The sequence below is a fragment of the Chryseobacterium sp. CFS2 genome, from assembly GCF_036543225.1.
In the GTDB taxonomy this organism is placed as follows: domain Bacteria; phylum Bacteroidota; class Bacteroidia; order Flavobacteriales; family Weeksellaceae; genus Chryseobacterium; species Chryseobacterium culicis_A.
This window is the reverse complement of sequence record NZ_JAZHQU010000003.1, coordinates 63,826-79,659: the sequence shown is the minus strand read 5'-3', so window position 1 is coordinate 79,659 and position 15,834 is coordinate 63,826. Positions and strand designations below refer to the sequence as shown.

The 15,834-nt window shown below is 36.7% G+C and carries 16 protein-coding genes; 7 read left to right on the top strand and 9 right to left on the bottom strand.

The genetic code is table 11. The annotated features are described in order from the left end of the window. Positions 1-2 precede the first annotated feature (2 nt). Positions 3-1,520, top strand: a complete 1,518-nt coding sequence (locus ODR02_RS07195; protein WP_309511973.1) for a TSUP family transporter — start codon at positions 3-5, stop codon at positions 1,518-1,520. A gap of 678 nt (positions 1,521-2,198) precedes the next feature. Here the strand turns inward: ODR02_RS07195 and ODR02_RS07190 are convergent. The 6 genes from ODR02_RS07190 to ODR02_RS07165 all read right to left on the bottom strand — a co-directional run bounded on the left by ODR02_RS07190 (position 2,199) and on the right by ODR02_RS07165 (position 7,695). Beyond that, complete coding sequence (locus ODR02_RS07190) at positions 2,199-2,693, bottom strand: DoxX family protein (RefSeq protein WP_309511972.1); 495 nt, start codon at positions 2,691-2,693, stop codon at positions 2,199-2,201. Between the two features lie 580 nt (positions 2,694-3,273). Beyond that, complete coding sequence (locus tag ODR02_RS07185; protein WP_309511971.1) at positions 3,274-3,963, bottom strand: type 1 glutamine amidotransferase domain-containing protein; 690 nt, start codon at positions 3,961-3,963, stop codon at positions 3,274-3,276. Positions 3,964-3,970: 7 nt separating this feature from the next. Further along, positions 3,971-4,879, bottom strand: a complete 909-nt coding sequence (locus ODR02_RS07180; protein ID WP_209784376.1) for a helix-turn-helix domain-containing protein — start codon at positions 4,877-4,879, stop codon at positions 3,971-3,973. Positions 4,880-5,004: 125 nt separating this feature from the next. After that, the gene (locus ODR02_RS07175) at positions 5,005-5,940 is read right to left on the bottom strand and encodes an NAD-dependent epimerase/dehydratase family protein (RefSeq protein ID WP_309512340.1); all 936 of its coding nucleotides are present in this window, start codon (positions 5,938-5,940) and stop codon (positions 5,005-5,007) included. 247 nt (positions 5,941-6,187) lie between these two features. Further along, entirely contained in the window at positions 6,188-6,577 is a 390-nt protein-coding gene (locus tag ODR02_RS07170; RefSeq protein ID WP_309511970.1) for a DoxX family protein, read from the bottom strand. 134 nt (positions 6,578-6,711) lie between these two features. Next, positions 6,712-7,695 carry a polysaccharide deacetylase family protein gene (locus ODR02_RS07165; RefSeq protein WP_309511969.1) on the bottom strand — a complete coding sequence of 328 codons (984 nt, stop codon included), beginning with the start codon at positions 7,693-7,695 and terminating at the stop codon, positions 6,712-6,714. Positions 7,696-7,785: 90 nt separating this feature from the next. Here ODR02_RS07165 and ODR02_RS07160 point away from each other — a divergent pair, with 90 nt between their 5' ends. Next, complete coding sequence (locus ODR02_RS07160; protein ID WP_309511968.1) at positions 7,786-8,640, top strand: AraC family transcriptional regulator; 855 nt, start codon at positions 7,786-7,788, stop codon at positions 8,638-8,640. A 23-nt stretch (positions 8,641-8,663) separates the two neighbouring features. Here ODR02_RS07160 and ODR02_RS07155 read toward each other — a convergent pair whose 3' ends face one another. Continuing rightward, positions 8,664-9,155, bottom strand: a complete 492-nt coding sequence (locus tag ODR02_RS07155) for a hypothetical protein (RefSeq protein ID WP_105682267.1) — start codon at positions 9,153-9,155, stop codon at positions 8,664-8,666. A gap of 214 nt (positions 9,156-9,369) precedes the next feature. Here ODR02_RS07155 and ODR02_RS07150 point away from each other — a divergent pair, with 214 nt between their 5' ends. Then, positions 9,370-10,584 carry a hypothetical protein gene (locus ODR02_RS07150; RefSeq protein WP_309511967.1) on the top strand — a complete coding sequence of 405 codons (1,215 nt, stop codon included), beginning with the start codon at positions 9,370-9,372 and terminating at the stop codon, positions 10,582-10,584. A gap of 298 nt (positions 10,585-10,882) precedes the next feature. Continuing rightward, a complete protein-coding gene (locus ODR02_RS07145) occupies positions 10,883-11,368 on the top strand; it encodes a hypothetical protein (RefSeq protein ID WP_209784370.1) in 486 nt (161 codons plus the stop codon). Positions 11,369-11,426: 58 nt separating this feature from the next. Here ODR02_RS07145 and ODR02_RS07140 read toward each other — a convergent pair whose 3' ends face one another. Beyond that, a complete protein-coding gene (locus ODR02_RS07140; protein WP_114820230.1) occupies positions 11,427-11,816 on the bottom strand; it encodes a Fur family transcriptional regulator in 390 nt (129 codons plus the stop codon). A gap of 86 nt (positions 11,817-11,902) precedes the next feature. Here ODR02_RS07140 and ODR02_RS07135 point away from each other — a divergent pair, with 86 nt between their 5' ends. The 3 genes from ODR02_RS07135 to ODR02_RS07125 all read left to right on the top strand — a co-directional run bounded on the left by ODR02_RS07135 (position 11,903) and on the right by ODR02_RS07125 (position 14,923). Then, positions 11,903-12,241, top strand: a complete 339-nt coding sequence (locus ODR02_RS07135) for a MerC domain-containing protein (RefSeq protein ID WP_209784369.1) — start codon at positions 11,903-11,905, stop codon at positions 12,239-12,241. 4 nt (positions 12,242-12,245) lie between these two features. Continuing rightward, positions 12,246-13,448 (top strand): GTP-binding protein, encoded by a 1,203-nt coding sequence (locus ODR02_RS07130; protein WP_309511966.1) that lies wholly within the window; start codon positions 12,246-12,248, stop codon positions 13,446-13,448. Positions 13,449-13,525: 77 nt separating this feature from the next. Next, a complete protein-coding gene (locus ODR02_RS07125) occupies positions 13,526-14,923 on the top strand; it encodes an alkaline phosphatase (protein ID WP_309511965.1) in 1,398 nt (465 codons plus the stop codon). A gap of 88 nt (positions 14,924-15,011) precedes the next feature. Here ODR02_RS07125 and ODR02_RS07120 read toward each other — a convergent pair whose 3' ends face one another. After that, complete coding sequence (locus ODR02_RS07120; protein ID WP_309511964.1) at positions 15,012-15,833, bottom strand: anti-sigma factor; 822 nt, start codon at positions 15,831-15,833, stop codon at positions 15,012-15,014. Position 15,834 lies beyond the last annotated feature (1 nt).

Here is a 15,834-nt window from a genome sequence, read left to right as displayed (position 1 = left end):
GCATGAGCAATTCTTTATATCCCATATTTTTAAAACTTGAAAACCTTTCACTGCTGATCATCGGTGGCGGAAAGGTTGCTCTTGAAAAACTGGAATCCGTACTGGGGAATTCACCTGAAACATCCATCAAACTGGTAGCAAAAGAAATTATCCCTGAAGTCAGAACCTTACAAAATCAGTTCTCCAATATCACTCTTCACGAAAGGTCATACAATGATCATGATTTTAATGATATGGATCTTGCCATCATAGCAGTGAATAATATTGTACTGGCAGGGGAAATCAGAGAAAAAGCCCAGAAAAAAAATGTACTGGTCAATATTGCGGACAAACCGGATTTGTGTGATTTTTATTTAGGTTCTATTGTCAAAAAAGGAAGCCTTAAAATTGCCATTTCCACCAATGGAAAATCTCCGACCATCGCTAAAAGATTAAGAGAAACTTTTACTGAAGTCATCCCTGATGAAATGGATCATGTTCTGGATAATATGCAGAATATCCGAAATCAACTGACGGGAGATTTCAATTACAAAGTGAAAGAACTCAATAAGATCACTACAGAATATCTATCTGACGGAAAAGTTGCTGCAAAACCGGATATGGAAATTGAGAAACTGATCAATATTACCAAAACAGCTCAGAGAAAAGCCAATATTTATCTTGCCATTATAGGTGTTTTATTACTTTTTGGATTATTTGGCCTTGTGGTGTATCAGTTCAATCTTTCCGGGGATATCCAATACTTTCTGAATAAAGACGGTCATATTTTTTACTGGATGCTGTTTGCTGGTTTTATGGCAGAAATTGTGGCCGGATCCATGGGAATGGGGTATGGAGTAATATGTACCACCATACTTCTGCTGTTGAATGTTCCGCCGCCCGTTGTAAGTGCAAGCATTCATTCTGCAGAATCTTTTACGACGGCAGCAGGAAGTTTCAGTCATTATAAACTGGGAAATGTCAATAAGAAAATGGTGTGGGTATTATTCCCGCTGGCTATTGTAGGTTCTGTTATCGGAGCATTAACGCTTTCTCATTATGGCGAGCATTATGCTCATATTGTAAAACCTATTATCGCCTGCTATACCTTGTATCTTGGAGTAAACATCTTAAGAAATGCATTCAAAGATAAAAAATCAGGACAAGGTAAAACCAAACGCAGAACCAATCTCAGAGTATTAGGACTGACAGGTGGTTTTATTGATTCTTTTGCAGGAGGCGGATGGGGACCATTGGTAACCGGAACCCTTATAAAAGAAGGACGAATTCCGCGATATGTAGTGGGAAGCTCCACTGTTGCCAAGTTTTTACTTACCATAACCAGTGCCGTTACCTTCATCTTTACCATTGGTATTCATCACTGGAATATTGTTTTGGGACTTTTGCTGGGTGGTGTTTTTACCGCTCCTTTTTCTGCCATGCTTACCTCAAAACTGCCAACAAAGAAAATGTTTGTCGTGGTAGGAATGGTAGTTATTGTAATGAGCCTTATTACGATAACCAAATCAGTTTTATCGTAAAAACAAGTATAAAATTGAGAGGAAAAGTATAATCTATTTAACGCAAAGGATTTAAATTATTCATTACAAATTTAAGAAGGTAAAGACAGGAATCAATGCATTGATTCTTTCTAAGCGAACGCGTAGTTTCGTAGCTTCATCAGCGACTTTGCCGAACCTTTGTTCGCTCTAATAAAAAGGTCTGGATTTTTAAACTTTGCGTTTTTTATCAGAACTTGTTATAAATATTTTTTAGCGCAAAGATTTTAATGTTTTACTTTATCTTGAGGAATCAAAGGGGAAAAATCAATGATACAATCTGTTGACATGATATCATTACTCATTTTTAGTAAAAATCTGAAACCATTAAATCTTTGCGTTTTTATTTTTTTAAATGAAAATGTTTTGGATACGCAAAGGCGCAAAAATGATATCAAAAAAATCTGCAATAAGACGCAAAGATTTTATCTTCGATAAAATTAAACACTGTATATTTTAAAACTTTCACAGATGATTTAAGTCAACAGATGTTGATGCAAAAATATGCTAATCACTTTACTCTATTATAAAAACACAATCATCACTTGCTGAAAATCTTCGATTTTCTTGCGTCTTAAAATCATACATAAAATTTAGAAAAACCTTGCGATTTTGCGATTTCCAACAAAAAACAGCTCCAAAGAGAGCTGTTTATAATTATTAGCTGTTTCCAGATTTTGTTTTTCGGAAACGATCAATTCCAAATCCTGTACACCCCTTAAATAAAAACAGAAGCAAGAACAGGAGATATAACATTTGAGGCAGATATAGAAAATAGCCCAACCATGTAAAAGGATCCATTTTATAAACTCCGGTTTCGGGTTTGATAGGAATAAGTTCCTTAGGAATTGAGCCCAGATCATGGGTAAATAAAGCAACAAGTATAATAACGATTAAAAATACGGAGCTTATTCTCGTCCAAAAACCCAGCATTAAAAATAAACCAAAGATACATTCACAAAAGGCGGTGAAATTGGCCGTAAACTGAGGGAAAGGAAATCCTATAGTACTGATGGTATTGAACATATATCCCTGGAAAACAGGATGGAAAAGTTTGTTAAAGCCTGCTACAAAAAAGAATAATCCAATTAATATTCTGCATATTATATAAATGGTATTCGTATTTTTTTCAAGGTTTGATACTATTGTTTTCATTATTTTTTTAATTCATTGTTTGATTACATCACCGTGACAAAGCCATGAACAGCAGCTGGTCATGTAATTCTGGTTAAGATAATAGGATAGGGTATGGAAAAAAAATATTCCATAGCTGAAAAATGTTATTTTACCAATAACTGAAAATTACATTTTTATTTTGGGCGGAATCCAAATAGAATTAAAAAAGGAAGAATAGGGCGGATCATCGTATAAAAAGAAGCCTTTGTTTACTTCCGGATCCATAAATTTTTCAAATCCAAAGGAAGGAAAAGAGGTGGTAAAAAAGAGAGAAGAATTAGAGCAATAGTTATTATTGCATTGTATAGGAGTCTTGTTATTTTCTTCAAGAAAAGTCTTATTACATTTTTTCTGAGGGCTTTCTTCGGAATTGGAATTACTAGTGATTTCTATGGGAGAAAAGGTCGTGTTTTCTGTTTTGGGGATCAGAAAATGGACTAGTATTAAAAATATACTAACGATCTGTATACCATGTAATATTCCATTTTTTCCTGTCATAAATCCCATTCAATTCAGACAAATATAATAAAATATTCATAGCTACCTTTCAAAAGACTGGTTATCTTTCAAGTTCCCGAATAACTGTTCCAGCCATTTCTTTGGAGCTGAAGGGATTTTGTCCTGTGATCAGATTATCATCAACCACCACGTTGGAAGTCATAGGAATAAAGGCTTTTCTGTAATGTACACCCCGTTCTTTAAGCGCCGCTTCAAGATTAAAAGGAACTTCATTTTTTCTTCTGGCCAATGATTCTTCAAACCAGTCGAATCCGGTTACAGATTTTCCTTTGATCATATATTCTCCATCTGATAATCTTACGTTCAGCAATCCTCCGACTCCATGACAAATCGCGGCAACCATTTTATGGCTTTCATACTGTTTCCTAAGAATAGCCTGTAATGTGGGATTATCCGGAAAATCATACATCGTAGCATGTCCGCCCGTCAGATAAACACAATCGAAAGCGTTGTTTTCTATTTCACTCAGACTTTTTGTATGAGCCAGTATATCCATAAATGCGGGGTTTTCATAATAACTTTTTGAAATACCATCAAGCACAAGCGGCTTCAGACTTTCCGGATCAATAGGAGTGTGTCCGCCTTTTGGAGAAGCAATGGTAATCTGCCATCCTTTTTCTTTTGCAGCATGATAAATATGGGTCAGTTCACTCAGCCACAAGCCTGTTTTAAGCTGACTGTTCGCGTATTGGTCTACATTGGTTACGATTAATAAAATATTTTTCATCATAGCAGTATTAATTAAAAGATTTTCTGAATTCTAAAGGAGAAACAGCGGTCTGATTTTTAAACAAACGATGAAAAGACTGTGGATGCTCAAATCCCAGATTGTAAGCAATCTCAGATACAGACATTGTAGTGGTAGACAACAGCTCTTTTGCCTTTTCAATCACTCTGTTCTGAATATGCTGCTGTGTGGTCTGTCCTGTATGCACCCTCAGCATATCACTTAGATAATTGGGACTTATATTCATCTGTCCTGCCACAAACTGTACGGTGGGAATCCCATTGATCAGTAGTTTTTCATTTTTGAAATAATCATCCAGTAAATTTTCAAGCTGAGTCAAAAGATCATGATTTACTTTTTTTCGGGTTAAAAACTGGCGGTTGTAGAATCTGTCACAGTATTTCAACAGCAAATCAATATTGGAAACCAATAAATCCTGGGTAAAACCATCCATATTGGCTTCTATCTCTCTGCTGATATTATCCATAATGTCCGTTACAGATTTTTCTTCTTTTTCGGAAAGGTACAGCGCTTCATTGGCCGTATAAGAGAAGTAGCCATAATCTTTTATGACAGAGGCTAACGGATATCCCTGCAGAAAATCAGGATGTATAACCAGTACATTTCCTCGAACTTCAGAAAGCAGAATATCTTCAAACTGCAATACCTGATGGGGAGCAATAAAATACATGATTCCATCCTCAAAATCATAATAATGCTGTCCATATTTACATCTTCCTGCACAATCCTTTTTAATGGAAACCACATAAAAATCTGTAGTCACGGCACTCAGAATAGTTTCCGGATCTATATTCACTTCATTAAAATCAAATACACTGATCAGAGGGTTGGAAGGCCTTTTCAGTTTCAGATAGTTGTGTAATGCTGTGATAGAAGTTACTTTTTCAGGAGCTTTCATTTTTTCGTTTATTTTTTACCACCCCGTCAAAAATTCTTTGAATTTTCGCCACCCCTCCAAAAGAGGGGAATATTTTCCCCTTCGGTTGTGGTATTGGTGTTTCTAAGTTACTTATTTTAACCGTATTATTTTGCTGATAGCTGTTCTTTTTTGATCTGTTCAATTCCCTGTCTGTAGGGAGTTACCTTAAATTCCGGGAACCTTTTTCTGAATTTTGAATCGTCAAAGAGATTATCATATTGATATCTTGGAAGCAGTTCCTTCAATTCTTTTGCATTTTTATTGAAGAAAGATCCTATGGTAAAAGCCAGATTGGGGATTACGGCATACCTGAATTCTTTCCCATAGATCTGAGAAGTCAATGCAATGAATTCTTCATAGGTTAACTTATTATCGTCTACCGGCAAATGCCAGGTTTGTCCATAAGCATCGGGAGTATTTCCGATTAAAGCGGTAGCACGGCTTGCATCAGGTGTCCAGATCAGACTTCGTAATTTATCATCTCTTAAAGGAACTTTCAGCTTTTTATCTTCTTTGATGGCATTGAAAATAAGACTATTGGTAATACTTTGAGTTTTCCCGGGACCATAAAATTCAGGAGCTCTGCAGATGACGGCTTCTATGGTTCCGGCTTTCATCTCTTTCAAAAGCATTTCCGCCATTTCTCTTCTTACATTTCCTTTCCTGCCTACAGGAGCAAATTGAGTCTGCTCCGTTAAAACCTCATTATTTTGAGGGTACATATAGGTATTATCAAAAAATACCAGCTTCGTTTCATTGATTTTACAGGCTTCAATAACATTTTTTAATATTACTGAGAATTGTTTTTCCCAAAGAACGGTATCCATGGGAAGTCCAAGGGTAAAATAAGCAATTTCACTTCCTTTCACGGCTTCTATTGCTTTTTCTCTGTCTGATAAGTCTGCTGAGAAAACACGATCTGTAGCATTTACTTTTTTAGCATTTCTGCTGACAATACGGATATCTGAAGTATAATTTCTTGCCAGTTCTCTTGCCAGTTCTTCGCCAATCTGTCCATTGGCACCTAATATCGTTTGCATCATTTTTTATTTTGAGGGTTAGATATTGCATTGAAAATAAACAGAATATTTTCAGCTGCTTTTATTTCTGATACAAAATTCGGGCATAATGATAAAAATAGAGTAGCTGAATTCATGAAAGTTGTAACATAATCTCTGAAGTCACAAAAAAAACCGGAAAAGTAAAGATCGCAACGATGAATAATTTATTCTTTATTTCTCTTTGTTTCCTTTTCTTTTCCAGCCTTCACTGCTTCATTAGCTTGGTTTAATTTTTTCTATCCAGTGCCAGATAATTATCTTCAATTCTGCTGATCAGAATGTAAAATAAACCTGCATAAATCATCTGAATTCCCATGGCTTCCCAATTTTCAACGGTACTGCTTCCAAAAAGCAGCAGGATGATGAGGGAAGCTCCAGCTATGGTGGCAATTCGGGTTTTAAAACCAATCATCAGCAATAATCCGATGAGAAATTCCAAAAAGGGGAGCGTTATCCCAAAGAGCTGTACCAATGGCTGTGGAAGCCAGCTTGTTTCAAAACCTTTCATCATTCCTGAGGCAAAGTCCTGTAATTTTACCAATCGGACCAATCCGTGTCCTAAAAGGTTTATTCCCATCGAAACACGAAGGAAAAAATAGGCTGTTTTTGTATTCATAGAGTATTTTTTTGGTTGGAAGCTGGAAGCTAGATGCTGGAAGTTTTATACGGTAGTTTCATTCTACTGTCTTAAGGAACTGTAATTTGTTTTTGAAGACCTTAATAACTTCCTTCCTCCAGCTTCCCGCTTCCTTACTTATTAAACTTTTCTTCACTATTATCAACCGGAGTATCGGGATCATTCATTACCATTTTGGCGATATCATCTTTTCTCATAAAGACTACGCCTTGTTTTTCTTTGGTGTATTTAATGAATTCTTCCATGGCGTGCACCATTGCCGGAGTTCCACCGATTCTGTCATGAAAACTGATACTCATCATTCTTCTTTTAGAAGCACCTTCTTCATAGAGACGATCAAACTCAAACTTCAATTGAGCCAGAAACTGATCCGGACTCCAGTGCTTTCCTTCGATATTGACAATATCATTGTTACGCAATGTATAAGGAATCACTACAAAATTTTTACCTTTTACTTTGGTAATGAAGGGCTCATCATGGCTTACATCATCTATGTGATACAAAAAGCCCAGCTCCTGTAATACTTTGAGGGTATTCGGGCTTCTTCTGAGCCAATTAGCGTTATAACCAACAGCTTTCTTCCCTGTGATCTTTTCAACCACATTGACGCCTTCTTTGACAAAATTCAATTCATCAGAATAGCTCTTATTCCATTGATTGTCCCAGGAAATACCGTGAGCGGCAATTTCATGCCCTCCGTTTGCAATGGCTTTAGCGACTTCGGGATATTTTTCCGCTGCCGTTCCCACTACATGAGACGTTACTTTAATATTGTATTTTTTCCATAAATCCAGCATCCGGTAAATGCCTTCATTCCCACCATAACGGTACCAGCTTTCCGCCGGAAGATCCGGTTGTCCCTTAGGAAGAGGTGTTCCACTGAACGGACTTTCTGCTCCTTCCGGCTGGCCACCTGTTTCAAACTGCATAGAAACAGAAATGACCAGCTGAGCCCCATTAGGCCAGTGTTTTTTAGTGGAAACCTTTGTTTCATGCAGTTCCTTTTTCTCTCTTTTATCTTTATTCTGACGATCAGAAAAAGACATCAAAACAATTGTTGAGGCAAGCAACAATACCGATTGTTTTATGTATTTCATGTTGAATGTATTGATAGGACAAAATTGAGGAATAGCCCATCAGTTTGTATTGTAAAAATTAATGGTAAATTTGTAAAAATCCATTCTTAGATGAAACGAATCGTTAATTTCAATTCTTTTAATGTTTTCAGTATTGAAAAAGAAATTTGGGATGTTGAATATCACAATCATAATTTCTATGAACTGATTATTATAGAAAACGGGAAAGGGTTTCATCATCTCAACAATATTACTTTTCCATACAAAAAAGGAGATGTTTTTCTCTTAAGACCCAGTGATGGCCATGAGTTTTCTATTAAAAGCAAAACAAAGTTTATTTATATAAAATTTACAGAACAGTATATTTGGGAAAACCTTTTGTCTAATAAAAAGAATGAACTTAAAAAGGTTGTTCAACTTCTGATGGAAGATCATTCTTTCGTTTACGAATCAGTAATTAAAAGTAAAACAGATAGAGTACACCTGTTACAGCTTGCCGGAATTCTCCTGTACGAGTTCAGTCATAAAAACACCTATAATAAAGAGATTACCAGCGATCTTTTTTCAGGGATCATTACCATTCTCATCCGAAATACGATGAATACTGCCACCACCAAAAACTGGATTACCCAAAATCTAAGCAGAATTGAAAGGATATTGTATTATATCAATGTCAATGCCCTGGATGCCAATAAAATGAAAATTGAGAATCTTGCCAAAGAGTTTATGCTTTCCCCCAATTATATCAGCATCTATATTAAAAAGCAGACTGGTTTCTCCATACAACAGCATATTATGCAGCATAAAATAAAAACAGCGGAAAAACTTTTACTCCAAAGCCACTACAACATCAGTGAGATAGCAGATAAGCTAAGTTTTAATGATGCCAGTCATTTCAATAAAATATTCAAAGCATATAAAGAAATGTCTCCTTCTGAGTTCAAAAAGAGATCAATAGAAAAGTGATTGATTAGCAAACAAATACAGTTTTATCTTTTTATTCCGATTGCTTTTAATGCACTGGATGTTAAAAAGATGTCATCAAAAACAGTAAGGGATTCTACATCGTTAAATCCTGAAGGAATAAGATCATTTTTATTAAAAGATAATTCAATAGAAGGATCATATGAAGCTATAATCCGCACTTTTGAATAGCCGTTATAATCTACTTTAAAACCTTCAAACATGCAGTTCTGCTCAGCCTTCTGATATTCCGCGTATTCTTCAAATCCGGCAACATCTGTTCTTTTCCCGTCATTATGATCCAGAGATTTCCATTCAGAATAGTTTTTAGGCTCTTTCAGAATATCTCCTTTACGGTCTACGGGAACAAACATTCCAAGAGTCAAACGCTTCTTTAAGAAATTGGCATAATTATTCATCAGATTCAAAATCTGAAGATCGGCATATCCTTCGTGAGAATAATATTCAAGCACGAAAGTGGTCATCGGAATCAGCTTATGAGAAGCATCAGTCGGCATAATGAGTCTTTACTTTTTTTGGCCGATAAAAATAGTATTTTTATTGGCGCTACCCAATGGAAACAGGTGAATAGCATGGAATTTATACCCATTCTGAATAACAATAAGAGTAGGAATGTCCTTCATTATTCAGTATTTTTGAAGGAAATAACCTTTTAACAATAGCAAACTCTTTTCCAAAAAAGGGAAATATTAGGTTTGTCCAAATTACAATATGTTGAAAAAGATACTATTAGGAGCCGGCATTATTCATTGCTGTTTTTATTCTATCATGGCTCAAAAACCTGGTGAGCATCCTGTTTATACCTCCGAATGGGGACATCTCTATCGTGAAAATGGGAATGATAAAGACCTTCTGGGAATATTTTCTACCGAAGCTCCTGTTTACCTTCTGGATTCTACCCAAACCCAATATAAAGTACAGGTAAGTAATGGTGATATTGGGTTTATAGATCGTCAGCCTTTATTAAAATCCATGCGTGGCAAGAAATCTTCGGGTGAACCTGTTCAGTATTTTTATAGAGGAACACAGGGATATCAGTGTCCACACTATTATGTACAGGTGTCTGAATTACGGGTAAGAAAAGCTCCTGCCACAGAAAGTGCCGCCATCCGAAGAGCTGCTTTAAATGAGCTGGTGTGTATTGATTATGTCCCTTTATATCAGGATGGCTGGGTATATATTGGAGATCATTTCCATGAAAACCCTGAATATATTCAAATGAAATATCTCGGTGCTGAACTTACTTATGAAAAAGTTCTGAAAGAATATCTTGCAGTGAAAGGAAAAAATAAGGAAAAGGAACTTACACAGGTGGGAAGATTACGTGAAATGGCATGGCTGGAGGACAAAAACCTGAAGCAGGCCTTGAATTACTGGAAAGAATCTTATACCAATGCCGGCGTAGAAAATCCTAAAATAGATATCGACTTTGAACGCTTTCTGGCTGATCAATTGGCAAAAAAACCGGGAACGGAAGCTTATGAAAAAAAACTTAAAGCACTGAACCTGCATTTTACATGGAAAGACACTCAACTTTTTGACGGAAAAATTACAGAAGCTCAGGTAAAACAGCTGGACATGCAGAAAGTGAAAGATATTCCCAATACCCCTGAATGTGGCTGGGAACCTCAATATTTTTACAGAACCCCAAACACCATTGTTGCCTTTGAAGAATATAAAGGAAAAGTTTCCGGAAGTATCTATAAAATGTCTTTTAGCAATGGTGAAGCTGTAATTCTCGGAAATGAACGTATTGATTCCAATTATAATGAAAAGGATTTTGTTAACCGTTTTGGTGATATGCTGTCTACCCGCTGGATCTCTTCACCCCATGAATATCACATTCAGAATAGTGATGCAGGCCTTTTCATTTTCACCTTTAAAGATGGCAAACTTTTCAGCTATGAATGCATGTTCTATTGCTAAATTATTTTTAAATCTAAAATTAGGAGGTTTTCTCAAAACGATATTTACATTAAACTTTGGATCATCGCAAACCATAAAATAAGCGGGCTAAAGCCCACTTCCATTGATGTACAAATTACAAATATTCAATAGGAACGGGCTTTAGCCCGTTTTAATAAAAAAATATAAAGTCCAATGGCTTTAGCCCAAACCTAAAATATTATCTATTCGTATTTTCTAAAACTCTATCTATATTTTCCTACAAGGGTGATTAAATTTAAAGCTGTATCTTTACCCTACCAAAACAAAATAGTATAATATGTCATTTATCACACCGGAAGGAGCCAGGAAGGCTCAGCTATCCCTAACCGAAAGGGCACCCGTTGCCCACGCTATTCTCTCTGGGGAAGAGAATATTTCGAAATACAACAGTGGAGTATGTCATGATGTGGTAGCCTATGCATTATATATGCGTGGTGCCAGAATAAGCCCTACTCAGCTGGCAGAATCAGCAGGACAAAAATGGTTAACTCTGTTTAATTATCCTGCAGGAGAAAAATGGGATGGATATTCACCCATTCCCGGAGGAAAAGCCATTGGTTTTTACAGACTTATTGATAAAACCTTCTTTCATTCAGCAATTACTACAGGAAACGGAAATGAAATAAGATCTGTAAACGGTTTTTCGTTAGGATCTGCATGGACTGTGCCTGTAGATATGAAATGGGTATTAGGTAAAAAGAATTCTGATGGAACCTTCAATTATGACGGGACCAAAATAGAAGTCTATATCTCTTCCTTATAACAGCAAACAAAGGTAAAAAGGCAGATGAGCGAATACGCTTTTCTGCCTTTTTGCTTTTTTAAGCGTCAGCACATTTCGGACAAATCCCGCTGATAATAAAATTGTATTCCTGTGCGATAAAATGCTCCGGTAAACTGATTTCCGGAATAGCATTTTCAATGCATGTTACAGAATGGCATTCTTTACAGTTAAAATGAACATGATTGTGAAAATGCTGTTCATGACTGCATTTGCCACTGCACTTTGCAAAATTTACCACTCCGTCAATATTGACAATCTTGTGGATAGCGCCTTCGTTTTCAAGCCTTTCCAGCACCCTGTAAATGGTTACTCTATTGCACAAATCACCCAGTTTTTTCTGAATATCAGAGTGGGTAAGAGCTACATCTGAACCATTAATAAGGTTTAAAATTTCAGTTTTGGCATGAGTATTTCTGACCTGTTTCATATTTTAATGCAACAAAGTTGCGTTATTTAATTTTTTATTTCTACTTTTGCAACAAAGTTACGATAAGAAAATTAATCCATACTATTATGAAATCAAAAATTCTTGATGCTGTAGGAATCTCCGCTGCTGTTTTATGCCTGATTCATTGTATTGTCTTTCCATTATTACTGATTGTTCCATTGGGAATATCACACAATCCCTATATTGATCTGGGTTTCCTTTCTATTGGTGTAGTTGTCGTATTCAGGGTAACCCACAAAATGGAGAAGCGCTGGCTGAAATTTTTATTCTGGATATCTATTGCTCTTATCTTTATTTCTGTACTCACAGATCTCCTGTTTGAAGTACATATTCCTCTGATCTACGTAGGAGCAGCAGGTTTAATTACAGGTCATATCATCAATTTTAAAAATCATAAACATTAAAAACATGACTAAAAAACTTCCTGTAACTGTACTCAGTGGCTTCCTGGGAGCGGGAAAAACGACATTATTAAACCATATTCTGCACAACAAACAGGGCTTAAAAGTAGCGGTTATTGTGAACGATATGAGTGAAGTTAATATTGATGCCCGCCTTGTTGAAAATCAAAATACCCTTTCAAGAACAGAAGAAAAACTGGTGGAAATGAGTAACGGATGCATTTGCTGCACACTCCGGGAAGATCTTATGGTAGAAGTAGAACGCCTTGCTCATGAAAACCGTTTCGACTATCTCCTTATTGAAAGTACAGGAATCAGTGAGCCTATTCCGGTTGCCCAGACCTTTACGTATGTGGATGAAGAGAGCGGAATCGATCTTTCCAAGTTCAGTTATGTAGATACAATGGTAACGGTGGTAGATTGTTTCAACTTTATGCATGATTTCGGTTCTAATGAAATGCTGACGGATCGTGACCTTACAGATATGGAAGGGGATTACAGAACTATTGTTAATCTTCTTACCGACCAGATTGAATTTGCCAATGTGATTATTTTAAACAAAACAGATCTTATCAATGCTGAAACCCTTGGCTTTTTAACAGCTGCCATAAAGAAACTGAATCCGGATGCAGTTCTTCTCCATTCTGAATTCGGGAAAATTGACCCTCAAAAGATTTTGAATACACAGCTTTTTGATTTTGATAAAGCACAATCTTCAGCAGGCTGGCAAAAGGAATTACAGTCTGAACATCATACTCCTGAAACTGAAGAATACGGAATAAGTTCAATGGTTTTCAGGGATAAGAGACCTTTTCATCCCGTAAGATTATGGGAATACCTGAACCAGCAATACCCGGAAGGAGCAATCAGAGCTAAAGGATTGTTCTGGCTGGCTTCAAGACCCAATGATGCTTTGAATTTTTCCCAGGCAGGAGGATCTTTTCGTCTTGAAAAGGCGGGTGTATGGTGGTGCAGCATGCCTTTGAATCAAAGGGTACAATATTCTTCATTTGCAGAAAATCAAAAATTTATAGAAAGCAGATGGGATAAAAACTGGGGAGACCGAATCAATGAACTGGTGTTTATCGGGCAGAATCTGGATAAAGATCAAATGTCATTACATCTGCAACACTGCCTCATTAATGATAAGGAAAAAGAAATGTTTGATCAGGATATGATGTTTGAAGATCCGTTTCCCAAGAACATTTAAAATTAACCTTTATTTAATGCAACAAAGTTTCAGTAAAACACTAAATACAATAACTTACAGCATTATTTCAAAACAATATGGACAGAAGAAAATTTCTAAAAGGATCTGCAATACTTTCAGGATTATTGACCTTATCACCGTCTGATCTCTGGAGCTTCGGGAAAAATAACGAAAAATCCGGGACAGGTAAAGCAAAGAATATCATTTTTATGATTAGTGACGGAATGAGCCTCGGAACGCTTTCAATGGCAGACCTTTATTCACGGAATATTTTAGGAAAGGGAAGTAACTGGTTCAATTTGTATCATGAGAAGAAAGTAACACGCGCTTTGATGGATACCGCTTCAGCAAGTTCTATTGTTACAGATTCTGCGGCCGCAAGCTCAGCATTCGGTGGAGGAATCAGAGTAAAAAACGGAGCACTGAACATGGGAGCTAACGGAGAGAAACATCTTCCCATATGGCAGCAATATAAAAAAGCAGGAAAGAAAGCAGGTTGTGTAACCTCTGTAACCATTACTCATGCTACTCCTGCCGGATTCTGTGTGAATTCTTCCAGAAGAAATGCTGAACCTCAAATTGCTGAAATGTATGCTGATCTGGAACTTGATGTACTGTTGGGAGGAGGAGATGAGTTTTTCAACCCTGCCAAAAGAGAAGACAAAAAAGATCTCTATTCTGTTTATCGTAAAAAAGGATACCGGATTCTAAAAACACAAAATGATCTGAAAGAAATCAGAAAAGGAGAGAAACTGCTGGGTATTTTCAATACAGGTGCATTACCTTATAGTATTGACAGAGCTCATCTCCAGGAATTCAAAAATACACCAACGCTGGCTGAAATGGCTCATGCAGCCATCCATCAGATGAAAGATCATCCCGAAGGTTTTGTCCTTCAGATAGAAGCAGGAAAAGTAGACTGGGCAGCCCATGCCAATGATGTAGCAGCGTTGATACACGATCAGCTGGCGTTTGATGAAGCTGTAAAAACAGTCATAGATTTTGCTGAAAAAGATGGAAATACCCTCGTGATTATTACCACAGACCATGGAAATGCCAACCCCGGAACGATTTATGGAACAGAGGCCACCAAGAATTTTAACAGTATTTCAGACTATCAATATACCAATGAATATATTCTGAACAAGATTCAGAAAGAGCATTCGGTAAAAGATATTAAAGACTGGATTTATGAGGGCAACAAAATTGTTCTGAATGATGAGGAGGCCAAGCATATGCTGAGTTTTTACAACAGGCTTGAGAAAGAGGAAGAAGGACTTTATAATTATAAAAAACTGCCCTTTAAACTGTATTCAGAAATTCAGAAAAGCAGAAATTCTGTAGGATGGATCAGTATGGACCATTCCGGAGATTATGTGGAAGTGGCAGCCTATGGCCCTGGAAACGAACTTTTACAGCCTTTCATTAAAAATACAGACCTGCATGATCTGATGCTGAAAGCCTGTTTAATATAGACATTCATATTTTTTTTCATATTCAATTATTTGGGAGATACGAGGCGGATTGATTGTGTCCGCCTTGTTTTTTTGTGCGTAAGAGATTTTAGATTTCTCCCATTACAAACATATTTTCCATGGTAGGAATCGCACTTCCACCTTCTTTTTCAAGAGTAATGGCAAAAGCTTGCGCTTGAGGAATACTGGCCAAAGCAATTCTGCTGTCTTTATCTTCCGTGTACATTCCTGCATTTACCGGTTTTCCGTCTTCTATTGCCCAAAGCTGATACTGCATTCCTTCAGGAGCTTTAGGAAGTTTTTCGGCATTCAGATAAACTTCTTTTGTTTTTTTATCCCAGAAAACCATTGCTTTGGCTTCTGTATGCTTTTCAACCCCTTTCAGCATCACCATCTGCATATCAGGATTAGAGAACATATCAATCTTCAGATTCATTCGTTCCATAGCCTGAGCCTGAGCCTTTTTATCAGCAGCCAGTAAAGCCATTTCCTTTTTATCAGAAGATTGCGTATTCATCATGAACACATTTCCGCCAACACTGATCAGAAACAATAAAGAAGCCGCTATTGCATAGGGTTTCCAATTGGTATTCTTTTGAATATCCACTCTTTCAGTGGTTTCTCTATGATCTTTAATTTCAGGAATATTTGTTGAAAGAGTAGGACTTACTTCTTCAACATTCTGTTCCTGTTGAATCTTATTCCAGATCTTAGATCTCAACTCGCTTGGAGGTGTTACAGCTTGTGCTGTAGCAAGATGTTCCAAAGTCTTTTGTGCTTCTTCAAAAGCCTCCTTTACTTCAGCATTATTCTTCATCACACACTCCAAAATCCCTGCTTCCTCAGGAGAAGCATGGCCAAGAATATAAGATTCTATAATTCCGGATGATATGTATTCTTTAGTGTTCAAT

What these genes read in the sequence shown, in the direction of transcription:
- ODR02_RS07195 (WP_309511973.1), top strand. Translation starts at nt 3, where the DNA reads ATGAGCAATTCTTTATATCCCATATTTTTAAAACTTGAAAACCTTTCA.
- ODR02_RS07190 (WP_309511972.1), bottom strand. Translation starts at nt 2,693, where the DNA reads ATGAAAACAATAGTATCAAACCTTGAAAAAAATACGAATACCATTTAT.
- ODR02_RS07185 (WP_309511971.1), bottom strand. Translation starts at nt 3,963, where the DNA reads ATGATGAAAAATATTTTATTAATCGTAACCAATGTAGACCAATACGCG.
- ODR02_RS07180 (WP_209784376.1), bottom strand. Translation starts at nt 4,879, where the DNA reads ATGAAAGCTCCTGAAAAAGTAACTTCTATCACAGCATTACACAACTAT.
- ODR02_RS07175 (WP_309512340.1), bottom strand. Translation starts at nt 5,940, where the DNA reads ATGCAAACGATATTAGGTGCCAATGGACAGATTGGCGAAGAACTGGCA.
- ODR02_RS07170 (WP_309511970.1), bottom strand. Translation starts at nt 6,577, where the DNA reads ATGAATACAAAAACAGCCTATTTTTTCCTTCGTGTTTCGATGGGAATA.
- ODR02_RS07165 (WP_309511969.1), bottom strand. Translation starts at nt 7,695, where the DNA reads ATGAAATACATAAAACAATCGGTATTGTTGCTTGCCTCAACAATTGTT.
- ODR02_RS07160 (WP_309511968.1), top strand. Translation starts at nt 7,786, where the DNA reads ATGAAACGAATCGTTAATTTCAATTCTTTTAATGTTTTCAGTATTGAA.
- ODR02_RS07155 (WP_105682267.1), bottom strand. Translation starts at nt 9,155, where the DNA reads ATGCCGACTGATGCTTCTCATAAGCTGATTCCGATGACCACTTTCGTG.
- ODR02_RS07150 (WP_309511967.1), top strand. Translation starts at nt 9,370, where the DNA reads ATGTTGAAAAAGATACTATTAGGAGCCGGCATTATTCATTGCTGTTTT.
- ODR02_RS07145 (WP_209784370.1), top strand. Translation starts at nt 10,883, where the DNA reads ATGTCATTTATCACACCGGAAGGAGCCAGGAAGGCTCAGCTATCCCTA.
- ODR02_RS07140 (WP_114820230.1), bottom strand. Translation starts at nt 11,816, where the DNA reads ATGAAACAGGTCAGAAATACTCATGCCAAAACTGAAATTTTAAACCTT.
- ODR02_RS07135 (WP_209784369.1), top strand. Translation starts at nt 11,903, where the DNA reads ATGAAATCAAAAATTCTTGATGCTGTAGGAATCTCCGCTGCTGTTTTA.
- ODR02_RS07130 (WP_309511966.1), top strand. Translation starts at nt 12,246, where the DNA reads ATGACTAAAAAACTTCCTGTAACTGTACTCAGTGGCTTCCTGGGAGCG.
- ODR02_RS07125 (WP_309511965.1), top strand. Translation starts at nt 13,526, where the DNA reads ATGGACAGAAGAAAATTTCTAAAAGGATCTGCAATACTTTCAGGATTA.